Origin of the sequence: Leptospira noguchii serovar Panama str. CZ214 (assembly GCF_000306255.2) — a bacterium.
Taxonomy (GTDB): domain Bacteria; phylum Spirochaetota; class Leptospiria; order Leptospirales; family Leptospiraceae; genus Leptospira; species Leptospira noguchii.
In genome coordinates this window covers 213,871-230,761 of sequence record NZ_AKWY02000021.1, presented here as the reverse complement: position 1 = coordinate 230,761, position 16,891 = coordinate 213,871, and the positions used below count along the sequence as shown (strand labels likewise).

Below are 16,891 nucleotides of genomic sequence, written 5' to 3'. Positions count from 1 at the left end.
TTTTTAATTACTAAGAATTCCGGTTGCCAGAGACTCCTGTAGAAGAATACTTGAGTTATGGAAACCGTAAAAATCGCCGGACTGAATATTCCGGTTTCAAAATCTGGAATTAAAGTAGCTGGTCTCGGATCGGATCTAGTCGAGACCGACTCTACCGTTCGTAATTTGAACAATATACTTTATCCTTTGTTGGAGGGTAAACCGATCCTTCTCATTGGAGACGCGGGTGTAGGAAAGAACGCTCTTATCTATTACATTAACCACAAAAGAAAACATCCCACCTCAAGATTTAGTTTTAACGAAGACACACTTCCAGAAGATCTTATCGGTTCGTATAGAATTCTGATGGATGGAAGAGGATTTGTTTGGTCGGACGGACCTTTGACTTCTGCGATTCGCTCTGGTCATAGTTTTGTAGCCGACGAGATGAATCTTTGTCCTCCTCATATCATCAAAAGATTTTCTACGGTTTATGAGTCCGCCTATTTAGAGTTAATCGAAGGGGATGGTTCTAAAATTTATTGCGGGGACGGTTTTAATTTTATAGGAACTCAGAATCCTTCGGAAGGTTTTGAAGGAAGAAAACCTCTTCCGTTTGACATTACTCGTTTTTTCTCAGTCGTTTTTATAGATCCTCATACTCCTGATGAAATTTTGTTTATCTTGAAAAAATTATATCCGGTTTTAAGCGAGTCTTTGCTTCGATCTTGTATTAGAATTTCTTTAGAAACGGAAAGTCGTGTCGTAACCGGTAAACTCGGAAAAGGCGACCTCGAAAAATATCATTTTAATATTCGAAATTTAAAAAAACTTTGTAACCGTCTCATCGGCTTAAAAGCGGATACGAGCGAACTTCAATTTAGAGAATTCTGGAATTTTTATGTGGAACCATTTCGTAAGAAGGAAGACAGAGAATTTCAGATTGAATTATTGTTAGGCGAATCTGGTTTAAAAGTGGTTCCAGAATTTTCAGAGCCTAGTTTTCAGGTTCATAAAGGATTTCTTTATTGTAACGATAAAATGATTCCTGTCGCTGATGAAAACAAAGCAAAAAAATTGTTAAGCGAAGTCCCCCTTCCTTTGAAACTCAGAGCGTTTTCCGAGAAAATTTTTACTGCGGTTCAATTTCAGGAAAATGTGTTAATCGAATATTCGGAGGAGCAGGACCCTCAGATTCTTCTTCCTTTGTTTGCGGAGATGTCGGGACTTCCTCTTGAAACGGTAAGTCTTTGTAAAGGAATTCATACTTCCGACATCATAGGAGCTTTGAAACCTATCGATGGTTCTAAGGTGGATTGGGTGGACGGTCCGCTTACTCGTGGAATTCGGGAAGGTGGAAATATACTCATTACCAATTTAGAGGCGGCCGGTGCGGAACTAGTAGAAAAATTGAATATGTTAACCGACGACGCTCGCTCGCTTACTCTTCCTCCAGAAAGCGGGAGTAACGAACCGGTTCAGCTGACGGATCATTCTAGGATTTTTGCTCTAAAACTTTTCCGTAAATCCAAATCCACCGCTACAATTTCCAGAGCATTTAGGAATCGTTTTACGAGTGTATTGTTCCCGGATCTTGAGGATGAATTAACGTTAACCGAAATATTATCTTTTTATCTTCCGGGCAACAGTTTGATTTTGAAGATGGTGAACTTTCACATGAAGATCCGAGATCTCGCCAAAAAAAGAACGATTGGTTCCGCCAATTTATTACCGTATTTATTTGGACTTTCTAATCTTCTTTTTTGGAAAGATCATATTTTACGTTATGCGGAAGAGAAGGGCGGAGAAGTTGGTTTGAAAGAAACCGCGGTTCGAGGTGGAAAGATCGCTTATACAAATCAGATTGCAGATCCAAAGGAAAGAATGGAACTCGAAAAAATTCTAGATTTCCAAATTTCTGGAATTGAGGTAGAATCCGATTTCTTCAAGGTTCTTGAAGATAAGAAAAAAAAAACTCTGACAACGGCCACAGACATTGAAAAAAAAAGTTGGTGGGATCCGGAACTTCATAAAAGAGAAGCCTTAACCGGAAAAGCAAAACTTCTCAACTCTGGTAATCCACTTAAAAGAGGAATCGAGATCGATACTCCTCCGACGGGAGGGCAAATTAAAGAAGGAGCAGACGCTTGGTACGGGCAAGATACTCGAGGTAATCAGGGGCAAGGAGAGCCCGCAGGAGGTGGAGGCGCTTGGGGTTATCGCACGGAAGAACTTTATAAACAATTTCTTGCAAAACGTAAAATACTTTGGGAGTACACGATCCAAGTTTCTTTAAAAGAGTTTAAAGAAGTATTCGGACAAAGTCTCGAAGATATAGAACTCAATTTAGACCGACTTTTTGATCCAGAGATAGACATTACTAGAATGTATCGAAACGAAGGAAACCGAATCGATAGTAGAAAATATATTTCCTTCTTATCCGGTAGAGGGGATTCAAAAGTATTTGATCGTACGATCATAGACAAGAACGAAGAAAAACTAAAAGGTGTGGAAGTAGCCTTTCTTGTTTCTAAATCCAGAAGGATCTTTAACTTTGAATATGCGGTCGCGGTGATTTCTGCGATGCTTTCTTCGGCTTATATTTTGGCTGAACACGAAGTGGATTTTTCGATTCACGCGTATTCGGATCGAAACAATAAAAAAGATAGAATTGATCTGATTCCGATCAAACGTTTGGATGAAGTTTACGACGAAGCCAAAGAAGAAGAGATGTTCAATTATCTTAGAACCGATTGGCAAGGCGATTCCGTAGAAGAATATCAGCTTCTCGAAAAAGTAGAATCGTATTTTTCTCCGGAAGCACAAACTAAAATTGTAGTAATGATTTCTGATTTTAGAGGACAAAGAGGAAAGGCGGAAGTGTCAGACGAAATCAATTCCAGAGACAACCGCAAATTACATGCAGAAATTCTAAAAAACCAAAACCGCAACTACGTATTTTTGGGAGTGGGCCTCGGTAGAAGATACATTGCGGAACATCTGTTCCAGGATTCCATTCAGATCACTTCGGATAATTTTTACAATATGCCAAACCTCATCGGAACAGAATTAGGTCGATTGATTTTGACTCATCATAGTATGAGAAATTAATACGACTTTGAAGTTGGTTTTCTGCGGGACTTTAAATTTTAAAGATAAAGAAACGAGAGGGAATGTTTTTTTAATTCGTATTTAAAAAAACTCGTTCTTTCATTTGTATTCTATACTTGTATTTTTTCTTTTCTATATTTGATATTTCGAATTTCATAATTACCGGACAGCAGCCACAAGCCGCGTAGCCGTCACTGAATGTGTTGTAAAGTAAGTTGATTGAATTGCCGATTTCTTTGTAGTCCCCCACCCAATCGTAATCCCCGCAGTTAGAACAGACTTTTGCTTTAACATGAACCGTATGCGGGTTTATCCAGTCCACCGATTCTATTCGGTCTTCAAAAATACGTCCTCCATTAGTATTACAAATTTGGAAAGAAAAATTGAGATTAGAAGCGGATCGATAATTTCTTTTAAGGTTTTCTTTTTGAAATTCTTTATATGCAAAAAATAAGACGATGGATAGCGCAAAAAGTAGAATCAGAGAAACAATCAATTTGGTAATGATAAAGAGTATTCTTTTCATTTTTGGTGAACTAGAACGTTATTTCATCTGAGGAATCGAGTTTGTCGACTTTTTCTTTTGATAAAGACGGACGAAAAAGGCAATGAAATTGTGGCGGAACCCAGACGGATGATTTCAGTAGGAACTGCCAGGTATACTTTGTATTTGGAATGAATAACGTCTCGGACGTGTGAACTGGATTGGGCCACTATTCCGGAGTTTCAAGACCAAAAGAGGATAAAGAACCATCAACTACGGCACATACAAACGAACTAGATTGAGTCCGGAGCAGTACCTGTGATCGTCGCCAAACTACGATTTTACTCAGGCGCTTTTGGATTGAACAGATAGGATTCTTCCCAAAGGTCCGGAAAAACGGATTCTATTTTTAGCGCTTTGATTTTTGTTTTGATTTTCTCGCGCGACCATGAACTCGGAATGGACGGGTGAAGCCACTTATGAAAATCGAGATTGAATCCTCTACAAGAATATCCGGCGAAAAGTTCCGGTCGTAATAAGGACTGCAAAATATTAGAATTAGATAATATGATTCCTGCGATCGCACAATCCTTTCTACCTTGGTATGCGCCTTTGGATTCTGTTTCTACAGAAAGGACCTTGAGAGAAAATCCTTTTTGAATCAAAAGAGATAAAAGTGTCTCTGCTTCTTTCTCTTTGAAGTGATCGATTAAATCGAATACAGGAGGGGAATCGAAAGAGTTGTATTCTTCCAAAAGATAGGAAAGTAGTTTCGGATTTTTTTGTGCCAGCTTTAATACTTCCACGTTAATGATTGCACCTTGTTCGAGTAAATTTTGAATTTTATTTCGATCTCCCGCGACAATTGCTTTTTGGAGCGGAATCTTTTGTGGATCTTTTGCATGGAAAGAAATAATGATTTTTTCCAAATCCTTAAGTTTGTACTTTCGTACTGTTGTCAAGGCTGCGGATAAAATTGGTTTATGGTGGCGCGAACTCTCGTAACGACAATCTGGTTTGGCGCCCATTTTCACAAAGTTTAAAATTCGTTTTCTACTTCGTTCAATTTCTTTCGCGACTTCCACCGAGCGTCCCCACAAGAGATGAATTTGTTTTTGACGTTCTTCGTTTTTTTCTTCGTCGGCAAATATTCCAAGAATGTCTATCTCGTTACACAAAGGAGAGACGATTTTTTCCGAAGGTGTCGATTGAAACAATCGATATACGATTTTTTCATCCTTCTCTCCGGTCATACAAGGAGGCCAATATTTTTTCCAAAATGTATTTGGATCTACAAATTTCCAATCCTTTTTGAATCGAGCGTACCCAGAGATCGGAACCTTCAGGATTGGAAGACGAATCCGGAAGCTCGAGCCACTTCCAAAAACCCGCAGGAGGGTCTTTCAATCGAGAGAGTAACTTTTTTTTCAGATCGGGATCTTTCATGGCAAATATTTGTTCCCAAAGCTCCAGCTCCAAATTTTTTAAATCTGGAAGTTTGGGGTTGGAAAGAAGGGAATTATAAATTTTCTGGAGTGTGGCATCTTGAACGCCGTCAAAACCAAAGTGGACTTCTAAAAGATACACATAATAGAAAGAGAATATAGGATTTTCCGAATTTCGTTCCAAAAGAAAACGGTTGATTCGATTTTTTATTTCATCGTCTTATTGTTTATAGCTGAACAATTCTAATTCTTGATTCATCTGACAATATTGAGGTGGAGTGTGAAGTGGAACGACATCCTTAAATTTTTTTCTTATTTCATCGTCTTCTTGTTTATAGTAGAACAATTCTAATTCTCTATTCATCCAGCAATATTTAAGCGGAGTGACTCCGAAACGATTGGGTACATTCAGGTCGATTTGATGGTTCTTAAAATAGTCGAAAAAAAATTTTTCTAAATATTCATCTTCCATCGTTAAAATTAAAAAAAGTGGGGTTGTTCCGTCCTCATATTCTCGATAAAGAGGAGCTCCTTTTTCAATCAACCGTAAGATGACGTCCTTCCTCCTTCCTTTGTTTTTGAGATATAGATCCCAAGACCTTAGATACGGATTTTTTCTACTAAATAGATAAAACATAGAGTCATGTCCGTATTGATCCGTCGAAGAAACGGAAACATTTTGCTCCAATAAAAAATGAATCGCGTCTAAGAGCCGGTCTCAAAACTGTTTGTAGAGAGAAAGGGTAATAATATCAATGTGAAATGGACAAATATTATTCAGAGATACCGGATGCACTTTGGAAACAAATAGCCCCATTAATCCCGAAAGAAAATGTAAATCCGAAAGGAGGTCGCAATCGAGTACCAACACGAGTAGTAATGTCAGGTATCATCTATCGAATGAAAACAGGCTGTCAGTGGCGTGCCATTCCGAATGAGTTTGGATCAGGCCAAACTTGTCACAGAAGATTTCAAGAATGGGAACGAGCAGGAGTATTCAAAAAGATTTATAAATCTATTTTAAAATATTATGATGTAAAGAATCAAATAGCATGGGACTGGGCTTCGATGGATTCGGCAATGGTTAAAGCTCCCAAAGGGGGAGCTTAACTGGGAAAAACCCTACAGACCGTGCCAAATTAGGGGTTAAACGGCATATTCTTACAGATGGAAATGGAATTCCTTTGGCAATTACATTGACTGGAGCTAACGTTCATGACAAACACGGTGTAAAAGATACGTTGAATTCAATCCTAATATTTTCCGGAAAAAGAAGAAAGAAGCCAAAACATATTTGTTTAGATAAAGGTTATGATTTCAAAGATATAGAAGTTTTAATCAAAAGAAGAAACATTCAATCTCATATTCGGAAAAAAGGTGAAAAGCCTCTCATCGGTAAATATAAAGGAAAACCTAGACGTTGTCGTTGAAAGAACTAACAGTTGGCACAATCGATTCAGGGCTAACCTAATTCGTTGGGAAAGAAAATCTGAAAATTATCTTGCATCTCTTTATCTCGCAAGCTCTATCATTGCTTTTAACTTTTTTGATAGGTAGTTTTGAGACCGGCTCTAAGTTTCCGAGTTTAATCGCTTGCATCAAAGGAGTCGTTCCAATTTTTGTAGTGGCTTCTGGATCGGCTCCGGATTCGATTAGAAATTGTAGAAATTTTCCATTACATCTTCCCGCCGCGGTGTGGATGGGCAAAAAACCTTTTTTCGAATGTCGGTTTAAATCTACATTATAATTTCTTAATATTTTTAAGATAGGAAGAGAACAAAGATCTGTGGCCAAAACAGCCGCGTTAATTCCAGATGTTGTTTCTAGATAAGGATCTGCTTTTGCACCTAACAATGCAGATACGGATTCTAAACTGAGGCCGTAAACGGGATGAGAGGCGTTTCTCCTCTTTCGTCTGAAATATTCGGATCCGCTCCTTTACTCAAAAGAAATCGTATCAAAGAAACGTCGTTGTTGTAAGAAGCTTTGTGGAGAGGCGTTTCTCCAAAATTTTCCTCAAGCGGATCTCTCGCATGAACAGATGCGCCTTGTTGTAGAGCCTTTTTTGCCAGTCTAGTGTTTCCGTTGATCGCGGCGGAAAGGATCTTTCGATCCGCATTGGAAATGATGGGAGTTCCGAATATTTGTTCGGAAATAAAAATCGCAAGGATCCAAAGGAATAAGAATCGATTTTTTTTATACAAAAGGCGGGCGAAAAACGACATAGTAACCTTATCGACAGGATCGGTTAAAATATAAGATCTAAAGTGGACGTATTTTTGTCGAACCGCTATGAATCAAAAAAGGACTCGGCTAAAAAACGAAGATCATTTACGAGCTGAGATTCTTTGAATTAGAAATAATTTCCCGAATTTCACCCTCCGTAATCGTAAAAAAAGGATGCGACTGTGGGAACTCTCACGATAAGGTTTTATTAGCGAAGATTTAAAATAACTGACAGAAACAAGGAAATTGAATCAACCGAAATTGTTTCAAGATCGAGAACTTCAATTTTTTACGAGTTTTTATAAAGGTTATGTAACGATACATTGGAAAGAATTTCTTTCCTGAAATTGATACAAATTAAACCGCCGGTTTCATAAAAAAGATATGGCAAAGAAAAAAGAAGAATCTGGGCATTCCCCTCTGGTCAATAAAAAGGCAAAGTTCAACTTCGAATTGATTTCGTTCCTCGAAACGGGGATCGTATTGTCTGGATCCGAAGTTAAAAGTCTACGAGATAAAAAAGGAAATCTAACGGACGCATTTGCAAAGATCAAAAACGGAGAAGTATTTTTAGAAAATTTTTCCATTGCTCCGTATAAAAACGGAGGATATGCAAATCATCCAGAGATCAGACCTAGAAAGCTTCTACTTCATAAGAAGGAAATTGAAAAGCTGGAACGTCAAGTAAAGGAGAAGGGTTTGGTATTAGTTGCGACTAAAGTTTATTTTAAAAATAATCTTAGGGTCAAAGTGGAAATTGCAGTGGGTAAACCTAAAAAGTTACACGATAAACGAGACGATCTGCAGAAAAAAGACGCACAACAAGAAATTGCTCGAGCGTTAAAGTCATCCAATCGTTACGAGTGATACACGATTTAAAGTTAGGAACACAATGGCTAAAGCCGTAAAAAAAGAAACTTCCGAAGAAGTTGTAACTATCAAAGCTCCCCGAAAAAAACCAGGAGAAAAAATACCCGTTGTGTCGATCGTGGGAAGACAGAACGTAGGTAAGTCCACTTTATTCAATTCTCTCTTAAAGAAAAAACTAGCGATTACAGAAGACTATCCAGGTGTTACGCGTGACGTTCTTTCTGCTAGGATTTATCAAGAAGACAAGGATCTAGATTTTTATCTCTGTGATACCCCTGGACTTGACATAGAAAATCCGGATTTGCTTTCTCAATCTATATTAGAATCTGCTTATAGACAATTAAGAGAATCAGATGTGATTGTGTTTTTACTGGATAAGAATTTGATTACATCTGCCGATCATAGCCTTCTTAATTATTTAAGAAGAGAAGATAAAGTAGCGGGTAAACCGATCATTTATTGTGTTAATAAAGCGGATAAGGAACTGGATGAGTTCGATCTAGAAGAATTTTATAGGATGGGGCTTTCGGAAGTGCTACCTATTTCTGCGATCGGTAGAAAAAATCTAGGACTTCTACTTGAGAAAATTAAATTTTTCTTAAATGAAAAACCAGGAAAGGTCTGGATCGAAAAAATTTCGGCTTCCAAAAAAAAAGATACACAACCCCTTCCGTTGGCGGAAGAAGATTACGAATTTAGACTTGCGATTGTTGGAAAACCCAATTCTGGAAAATCCAGTCTTTTAAACGCTATCTGCGGTTACGAACGTGCGGTGGTAAGCGAAGTCGCTGGAACTACTCGGGATTCGGTGGACACTCTATTAGAATTTGGTGATAGACGTTTGTTGTTAACCGATACGGCCGGAATCAGAAGACAAAGCAAGTCTGCGGAAGCTTTGGAGTTTTATTCCTATCAAAGAACGCTAAAGGCGATCGAGTCTAGCGATCTGGTAATTCATCTTTTGGACGCAAAAAAAGGGTTTGGGGATTTTGATAAAAAGATCACCTCGCTCCTTCAAGAAAAAGGAAAACCCTTTTTGATTGCAGTTAACAAATGGGATTCGATCGAAGACAAAACTGATAAAACTTTTAAAGAATACAAAGAAAAATTATACAGTCGTTTCCCGTTGTTAAACGAAGTACCCATTCTTACGATCAGTGCTACCGAAAAACTCAGGGTTCATAAACTTTTGGATCTTGCGTTTGATTTGGCTTCCAGATCGCATAGAAAGGTAAGCACTTCCGAACTTAATAAAAATCTAAAAAACTGGATGGGACTTGCAGGAAGATCTTTCTCCGCACATCAACCTCCTAAGATGTTATATTGTACACAAGTGTCCACTTCTCCTTTTCATCTCATTTTGTTTGTAAATCACGTAGAATACTTTAAATCGAATTTGGTTTCGTTTCTAAAAAAGAAACTTACAGAAACCTACGACCTTCAAGGAATTCCGGTTCGATTGGAGTTTCGATCGGATCGAAAATGAATTTTCCAATTTTTGTATTGTTAAGTTTTATTTCAGGTTCGGTTCCTTTCGGATATTGGATTGCACTTCAATTTGCAGGAGTGGATATTCGCAAATTAGGAAGTAAGAATATAGGAGCGACTAACGTAGGTCGTTTGATCGGATGGAAGTTCGGTTTTATAGTTTTGGCTTTGGACATAACAAAAGGAATGCTTCCGGTATATCTTTCCGGTGTTTATGCTTCGGAAGGAGGGATACCATTCCAATTACTCTGTGGAGTTTTTGCAGTCTTAGGACATATGTTTTCTCCTTTTTTGGGATTTAGAGGAGGCAAAGGTGTTGCGACTACGTTCGGAGTTTTTTTAGTACTAACCCCGATTGCTTGTTTAGGAGCGGTTTTAGTTTTTTGGGTAATATATAAATTTTTTAAATTTGTATCTCTCGGATCGATTTTTGCTTCCATTACTCTTCCACTCGTTTATGCTTTTTCCACGATCCTATTCTTACACGAAGAAGTTTCGTATTGGATTTTAGGAACTATGGTGTTTATCTCGTTAGGGATTATACTGACTCATCGAGAAAATATCATTCGGATCTTAAACAGGTCAGAACTGTTCGCGGTCAAAGGTGAGGGGCAAGACGGTGATTCAGAGAGAAATCGACGATAACAAAACCAAAGAAGAAAAGATAGGATTTTTAGAACAGTATCTTGAATATCATCCGGTATTTGAAATCGCTGATTTATATAAATGGCTTTATTACGGAGAATTTGGAGAAGCTGAAAAACAAGAATTTTATTCCGATCGAACCGAAGTAGTTCCGGAGTTACAATCCATTTTGGACGATTTAAAATCGGAGGAAGGAAAACCTTATCCGGATCGTATTTGGGAACCTCTCGGATTTTCCCAAAGGTATTTACTCGTTTATCTTAGTCCTTATGCACAAAGAGATTATCCACTCAAACGATTGGTCAATTTGATTCAAAGGTCTTCGGCGTTTCAAGGATATAGGATGAGATTTAAGTTAGATTGGATCATCCTTAAGGATTTAATTACAGAAAGAATGCCTGTCTTCACCAAACAAGAATTTAACGATTTTGAAGATCGGATCGGGTTTCAACAGTTGCCAGATGTGGAAGTTTCTGGTTCTTATAAGAACGCGTATCCTGCAAGTTTTAGGGTCGTATCTGCGAAATTATTTTACGAATATTTTCCGGAGTTTGTAAGAGAACCAAAAGGTTTTTCGCTTTTGACAGATGTAAAAGAAGACAACGAATCGGATTCTAAACAGAAACAAACTTTTGTAACTGAAGCAGAAGAGCCTATCATTCAGAAAAAACATTCTAGAGAAGGGCACCATGTCCGTTTTGATAATATAGAAATGGACGAAGACGAAGTGGTAGTCATTCCTGAAAATTTCAATTTTGACGGACTTTAGAAATAAATTTGAATTTGGTTTGAACGGATTCAAATTTGATTTTGCTTTACAAGGTTTTAAATTTAGTGTTCAGTTGAACAAAAAGGAAATTCGCAGCCATGCTCAAAGAAATTAACTTCGCACTTCAGAGTTCTACCGGGGCCAGACAATTTTCAAAGTCTGAATTTACGATTAGAAACATGCCAGATCGTTTACATCCACTTTCCGAGTTAGAAAGCGTAAACTCTGGAGCAAGAAATATCGCGAAGGTAGGAGTGAATACGGACGATCAAGCGGTTCGTCGTGGTTATCTGATCGATTTAAACGCCTAATTGTTCATTTTTTCAAATAAAGGAAATTTGCTGTTAGGTTTATAATAAAAATAAAGTAGTCTTATATTTATAGTGGTTAGGTTCTAAGGACAATAGGGGTCTCCTATTGTCCAAAAAAATCTTCTTCCAGTTAAATTTTTACATTCAATTGTCGTTTGGTGCTATCACAAAAATGAGAAAACTATTTTATATAGGTTTTATAAATTCATCCTTAGCTTTTATTATTACAAATCTTTATAAAATTGAGTATCTTAAATTTTTATCGCGACCTTATTCAAAACAAATAAAGCGGAAGAGACAAGACAGTGTCATTTTCCTTATCGAACTTGCCAAGCAATGACACAGGATTTTTAAACTGTGGGAACTTTCACAAGTTCGAGATTTAACAGACTTTTTTCTAAATTGTGGGAACTCTTACAAGTTCAAAAAAATTACTGTCTTTAACAGCTCATCTTTAAATTACAATATCTGATAATTGTACTAAAACCATCTCAAAAATATCTTAGGATCATCGGCATTTTAAACAAAGTTAAAGTATTTTTGAGATAGCTTTTACTAACTCACTTGTATTTTATAATTCGCTCCAAAGCCTGAAAAAAATTATCATAGATTTTTAAATCAAATGTGGTAGTTCCCATAGATTACGTTTCTTTTTTGCGATTTTAAATTATACCTTTCCGAACGAAATTTTGTAGTAGTTCTCACATTTAAGGAATCGATCTATAAAGTTCAGATTTCAACTTTTTTCAGAATCATAGGTTCCTTACGTCCTGTTCACGTTAATATAGAAATAGGCATCATTTTTCGCAGAAAGATTAAACTATAAAAAGGATTTAAGTTAATTATATATTACTAATATAAATGATTTATGAACGATTTCCGGACAAAAGTTTCCGTTTTAATCCTGAAAATTCTTTTAGAACGGCGCCTAAAAATAAGTTTTTCTTTCTGGTTTCGTCTAATGTATCTCGATGGCGTAAAATGTAAATTTCGGTTTTGCGAATTAAAAAGTTAAGATCTTCCCAGTTGTAGGTAGCAATTTTAAATTTAGAAAGAACTGAATCGTAGGAAACTTCCCGAATAGAAGGATCGGAAAATTCTTCCAAAATCTTTTGAATCTTTAGCAAAAGATTAGAACGAAAATCCTCTGCGGCTTCTAAACTGATTTCGGGAGAATTGTAGCCGTTCCAGGGAATCCATTCTTTCCAAAAAAAATTATGGTTTGGAAACGAAGAAAGAATTTGATCCGCTTCTTCCAAAGAAACGTTTTCGCAGTTTGCAATTTTGGCACCGCGAGAATTTACATTGTAGACTGGAAAGTCTAAAGTTTTAAACGATTCTTCAAACCAATGTCTATAAAGATCTAAAACGTAATCGGTCAGAACTGTTCCACCTTTTGCGGACGGAACAAAACGAGTATCCCTTTTTCGAATGATCATTTCGTTGATTTTTTCTAAACCTTGTGTTCTTCGAATTAAAGTGAGCCATTTTTCATTATGATGAGTACCCGTAGAATGAATTTCTCTTCCGGAATAAGCGAGGTCTTGACCCACTAAAAAAATAGGTTTACATCCAAGATTTCGTAAAAGATCAAATGCAGTGGTAGCTACACTTCCGCCAGATTGAATATCTCCGATTGTGCCTAAAAGTTTTTCCGCGGTTTTAGAACCGGCCGTTACTTCTCGTTTAAGTTCACCGCTTGCGTCTATGACGTATTTGGCGGTTAAAGAATGTACAATTTTAGTAAATTTTTGAGATCTCAAAATGGAAGGGGAACTTACTAAGTCCGCGAACAAAGGCACGTTAGACGATTCTGCTCCCATAAAATGAAAGAAAGAATGAGTTTGTGCGTCCAAGGTGATTACGCCATCTGGGACAATACCAAATTTCAAAAGGGCTTTAAAGGAAGTATCGCAGGAAAATAAAAAAACTCTATCTCTCACTTTAGAAATCCATTCGCACTGACTTCTAAGAGAAGGGCCCGCGGAAACAAGCATAGCAGGAGTATTTAAAAACTTTCCTTTTAAAGATTCGATTCTAGTTCTTGGATTTTTAGAATTTGGAAAATTTGCGGTGTTAACGAAAGTATTCCGAACCCAAATTCTTTCGAACTCAAACTTAGTCAAAAGGTCGCTCATTTTAGAAGAAAGAATTTTACGAATTTTAATTTCCAAATCACCGTAATAGGCTTCGTTGAGAGAGGTGCTTGCCGCGTTTCTAAAAATACGAATTCCAGAAACTCGTTCGACCGGAAGAGATTCCAAATAATTCCAAAGAAGATTGAGAGCAGAATGGCCTAAAAACAAATGTCTGCCAGGAACGTCCATCACTGGTTCTAAAATTCCATTCCAAAGAGGAAAGATAAGTTCCGGATGTTCGTCCACCAAAAGTAGAACCTGTCCGGGTTCCAGGTTTTTATGAACCTCAAAGATAAGATGTGGATTTCCTAAACCGATTACTGCAACTAAATCCGTAGAAGAAATTTTTTGAGTTTGTAGAATTCTTTGTGCTTGGGTTCGAGGAGCGATTGTGCTGGAAAGTGCTCGTCCGTTGAGTTCTAAAAACCATTCTTCCTGATTTTTAGCTGGTTTGAGGTCGAAGTTACGACCCGGATCTATGGGTCTTTGGAAATACAGAGATAAGTACGGCTTTTTACCGAATATTTCTCTTGTTTTTTCAGAGAGATTGTGAGACATAATAATCCAGGGTGCATTCTATTCCCTGCCCAAATCTGGTCAATTGGAAACGATTTTCTGGAATGATCCAGAAATGAAAAACACAAAAACTATGTATTTAAAAAGTCTGAATATTGTTGGATTCAAAACGTTCGCGGACGAAACCGAAATTTTACTCGATCCAGGATTTACGGCGGTCGTAGGTCCAAACGGAAGTGGTAAATCGAATATCGTAGATGCAGTAAAATGGGTTTTCGGAGAAAAATCCGCAAAAGGTCTTCGAGGAGACAAAATGGACGATGTGATTTTTCACGGGTCCGAAGCTCGTAAACCGGCCGGTTACGCAGAAGTATCTGTTATCTTCGATAATTCTTCCAAACTCATCAAGATGGATTATCCGACTGTAAAGATGACCCGTCGTCTTTACATGGACGGAAACAATGAATATTGTATCAACGACTCTCGTGTTCAAAGAAAGGACGTAGAAAAACTTCTGATGGATACTGGGATCGGTAAGTCTTCTTATTCGATTATGGAACAAGGTAAAGTGGATCGGATTTTACATTCCAAACCGGAAGAAAGAAGACTTATCTTTGAAGAAGCCGCTGGGATTTCCAGATTTAAAATGGAACGTCAAGAAGCGCTCAAACGTTTGGAAGATACAAAACAAAATCTACTGCGTATTCAAGACATCATGAGTTCCATGAAAAAAGAAATGGAAATCAAGGAGAAACAAGCGGAGAAGGCGGAAGCCTATTTTAAACTGAAATCTGAGTTAGACGAAACCGATAAAATTATACGTTATTTGAAATTTTCAACTCTTACTAAAAAGTTAAAAGCTTCCGAAGAAGAACTTCAGGGGATCAAAGATAAAAATCAAATTTTACTCGATACGATCGGAGAAGAAACTAGTAGAATTGAAGTATTAGAAAAAGATAAATCGGAAATTGAAAAGAGAGTTTCCGAAATAGATAAAAAATTATACGATCATTTATCTCAGACAAAAATCCAAAAAGAGAAAATAGAAAAAAATAAACAGATCATTTTAGAATATGAAGAAAGAATTTCGGAAATGATCGAGACCTTGAACGGAGAAGAATCTTCTTTAAGTTTACTCGTTATCGATTTAGAAAGAATTCAAAAAGAATGTTTCGAATTGGAAGGGGAAATAGAACTTCTTCAAGAAGAAATCCAAAAATTAAAAGATTCTAAATCTGGACTTGAAAAACAGATTGATGACGAAAACCTTTCCGTTCTTGAAAAAGAATCCAAGATCGCAAACAACGATAAGTCTCACAATGAACTTCGTGAAAAACTCAAAGAGGTTATCTTTGAACTGATCAGCCAACTAGAATCCAGAAAAAAGGAAGCGATCGATACAGAAAATAGAAGAAAAGAACTAAAAGAATTCTTACTTTCTAAAATATCCGAATGTTCTATTCAAATAGAAGAATTGAAAAAGAATTTAGAATTTTCCGAAAAATCTAAGATTGCCATCGTTTTAGAAACCCTACAATTAGGCGAAGTTCAATCTAAACTAGAAGAATTTGTTCATCTAGAAGATATGATTCGAAACATTCTTTTTGATCGAGACGGATTTTTATCTAGAAAGGAAACCTTGGATCAACAAATCGAAGATTTAATTTTAGAAAATGAAAATCTGACTAGAAGTATTAAGGATTCCGGTTTTAAAATAGAATCTTTGAGAGAAAGTTTAGAAGCCAATAAGGAACAAACCGTATTTCTAGAAAAAAAAGTTTTAGAACTTAGTTCGGAGAAAAATTCTAGATTAGAAATTTGTAAATCGATTCAACTTAGAAAAGAAGAGATCGAAAAAAGAATTCAAAATGCAAAGGATTCTATTCAGAATGTAATTTCTAAAAAACAAGAATTTGAAAAAGAAGTTTTCGAATTAGAACAACAGATCGAATCCAGTTACAACGAATTTTTAGATATGAGTCGTGCTTTGGAATCCGAAAAAGAGTCTCTTAGAAATATTTTAAAAGAGATTCAAAATCTGAAACACGACATTCAAAAAAATCAGGACGATTTTAAAAATCTGATCCCGGTCTTAACAGAAAAAGAAAGGACTGTTTCTGGTTTAAAGGTGCAGATAGATTCTTTTAACGAAGAACTTTATAACGATTATTCTATTTCTGAACAAGAACTCGTTTCCGAATTTCAAAATCGAAACTTGGAAAGAACAAAAGAAGAAGTAAAATTAAAAAAACTAAAATCCGATATTCAAATGCTTGGTTCGATTAATCCTCTTTCGATCGAAGAATATAGAAGTGTAAAAGAAATTTACGAACACCATCGTGTGCAAAAAGAAGATATAGAAAAATCCAAAGCGGACGTGGAAGAGGTTCTAGGTAGAATCAACGAAGAATCTGAAAAGTTATTTCGTGAGACGTTTGAAAAGATTCGAGAAAATTTTCAGGAAACATTTTCCACACTTTTCAATGGAGGACGCGCTATACTAGAACTGACTGAAAACGAAGATAGCCTCAATGCCGGTATTGAAATTATGGCCGAACCTCCCGGAAAACACGTTCAAAATCTGAGACTTTTATCTGGTGGTGAAAAATCAATGACAGCGATCGCGTTACTATTTGCGATTTATATGGTCAAACCTTCTCCATTTTGTTTTCTAGACGAGATAGATGCTGCGTTAGACGAAGCGAATAAACTTAGGTTTTGTCAGATCTTAGATAAGTTCAAGGACAAGTCTCAGTTCATAGTTATTACTCACGCTCAGTCTACGATCAATAGAGCTAATTCTCTTTTTGGTGTTACAAATGAAGAGCCGGGGATTTCTAGGATTCTTTCTTTGAAACTGGACGAGGCAGCAACGATTGCCGAGAAAGTAGCAGAGGCTGTGGTTTAGA

10 protein-coding genes and 3 pseudogenes are annotated in these 16,891 nt (G+C 36.8%); 9 read left to right on the top strand and 4 right to left on the bottom strand.

What is annotated here, in order from left to right; all coding sequences use genetic code 11:
* Nucleotides 1-57: 57 nt before the first annotated feature.
* The gene (locus tag LEP1GSC059_RS11340; protein ID WP_020980822.1) at nt 58-3,090 is read left to right on the top strand and encodes an AAA family ATPase; all 3,033 of its coding nucleotides are present in this window, start codon (nt 58-60) and stop codon (nt 3,088-3,090) included.
* 70 nt (nt 3,091-3,160) lie between these two features.
* On the opposite strand, the gene LEP1GSC059_RS11335 is transcribed toward LEP1GSC059_RS11340, so the two are convergent.
* Nucleotides 3,161-3,616 (bottom strand): hypothetical protein, encoded by a 456-nt coding sequence (locus LEP1GSC059_RS11335; protein ID WP_017215775.1) that lies wholly within the window; start codon nt 3,614-3,616, stop codon nt 3,161-3,163.
* 299 nt (nt 3,617-3,915) lie between these two features.
* Nucleotides 3,916-5,728: pseudogene (locus tag LEP1GSC059_RS11330) on the bottom strand (ankyrin repeat domain-containing protein); the annotation flags it as partial.
* A gap of 74 nt (nt 5,729-5,802) precedes the next feature.
* On the opposite strand from LEP1GSC059_RS11330, the pseudogene LEP1GSC059_RS23035 reads away from it, so the two are divergent.
* A pseudogene (locus LEP1GSC059_RS23035) lies at nt 5,803-6,576 on the top strand (IS5 family transposase).
* Here LEP1GSC059_RS23035 and LEP1GSC059_RS21925 read toward each other — a convergent pair.
* A pseudogene (locus tag LEP1GSC059_RS21925) lies at nt 6,487-7,244 on the bottom strand (ankyrin repeat domain-containing protein). The pseudogenes LEP1GSC059_RS23035 and LEP1GSC059_RS21925 sit on opposite strands and share 90 nt — an antisense overlap.
* Before the next feature lie 385 nt (nt 7,245-7,629).
* Here LEP1GSC059_RS21925 and smpB point away from each other — a divergent pair.
* The 6 genes from smpB to LEP1GSC059_RS24880 all read left to right on the top strand — a co-directional run bounded on the left by smpB (nt 7,630) and on the right by LEP1GSC059_RS24880 (nt 12,154).
* Nucleotides 7,630-8,112 (top strand): SsrA-binding protein, encoded by a 483-nt coding sequence (gene smpB / locus LEP1GSC059_RS11305; protein WP_002177224.1) that lies wholly within the window; start codon nt 7,630-7,632, stop codon nt 8,110-8,112.
* Between the two features lie 25 nt (nt 8,113-8,137).
* Nucleotides 8,138-9,601: a ribosome biogenesis GTPase Der gene (gene der / locus LEP1GSC059_RS11300; RefSeq protein WP_002177204.1), complete on the top strand. Its 1,464-nt coding sequence runs from the start codon at nt 8,138-8,140 to the stop codon at nt 9,599-9,601.
* Entirely contained in the window at nt 9,598-10,248 is a 651-nt protein-coding gene (plsY, locus tag LEP1GSC059_RS11295; RefSeq protein ID WP_004438433.1) for a glycerol-3-phosphate 1-O-acyltransferase PlsY, read from the top strand. The genes der and plsY overlap by 4 nt, the downstream gene beginning before the upstream one ends.
* Nucleotides 10,223-11,017: a hypothetical protein gene (locus tag LEP1GSC059_RS11290; protein ID WP_002177171.1), complete on the top strand. Its 795-nt coding sequence runs from the start codon at nt 10,223-10,225 to the stop codon at nt 11,015-11,017. The genes plsY and LEP1GSC059_RS11290 overlap by 26 nt, the downstream gene beginning before the upstream one ends.
* 98 nt (nt 11,018-11,115) lie before the next feature.
* Nucleotides 11,116-11,328, top strand: a complete 213-nt coding sequence (locus LEP1GSC059_RS11285; protein WP_002177134.1) for a hypothetical protein — start codon at nt 11,116-11,118, stop codon at nt 11,326-11,328.
* A gap of 640 nt (nt 11,329-11,968) precedes the next feature.
* Nucleotides 11,969-12,154, top strand: coding sequence for a hypothetical protein (locus tag LEP1GSC059_RS24880; RefSeq protein WP_420323976.1), 186 nt, complete (start codon nt 11,969-11,971; stop codon nt 12,152-12,154).
* A gap of 40 nt (nt 12,155-12,194) precedes the next feature.
* Here the strand turns inward: LEP1GSC059_RS24880 and LEP1GSC059_RS11280 are convergent, their stop codons facing one another.
* Complete coding sequence (locus tag LEP1GSC059_RS11280; protein WP_017215772.1) at nt 12,195-14,024, bottom strand: motility associated factor glycosyltransferase family protein; 1,830 nt, start codon at nt 14,022-14,024, stop codon at nt 12,195-12,197.
* A gap of 91 nt (nt 14,025-14,115) precedes the next feature.
* Here LEP1GSC059_RS11280 and LEP1GSC059_RS11275 point away from each other — a divergent pair, with 91 nt between their 5' ends.
* Nucleotides 14,116-16,890, top strand: coding sequence for a chromosome segregation SMC family protein (locus tag LEP1GSC059_RS11275; RefSeq protein WP_036057510.1), 2,775 nt, complete (start codon nt 14,116-14,118; stop codon nt 16,888-16,890).
* Nucleotide 16,891: the final 1 nt, after the last annotated feature.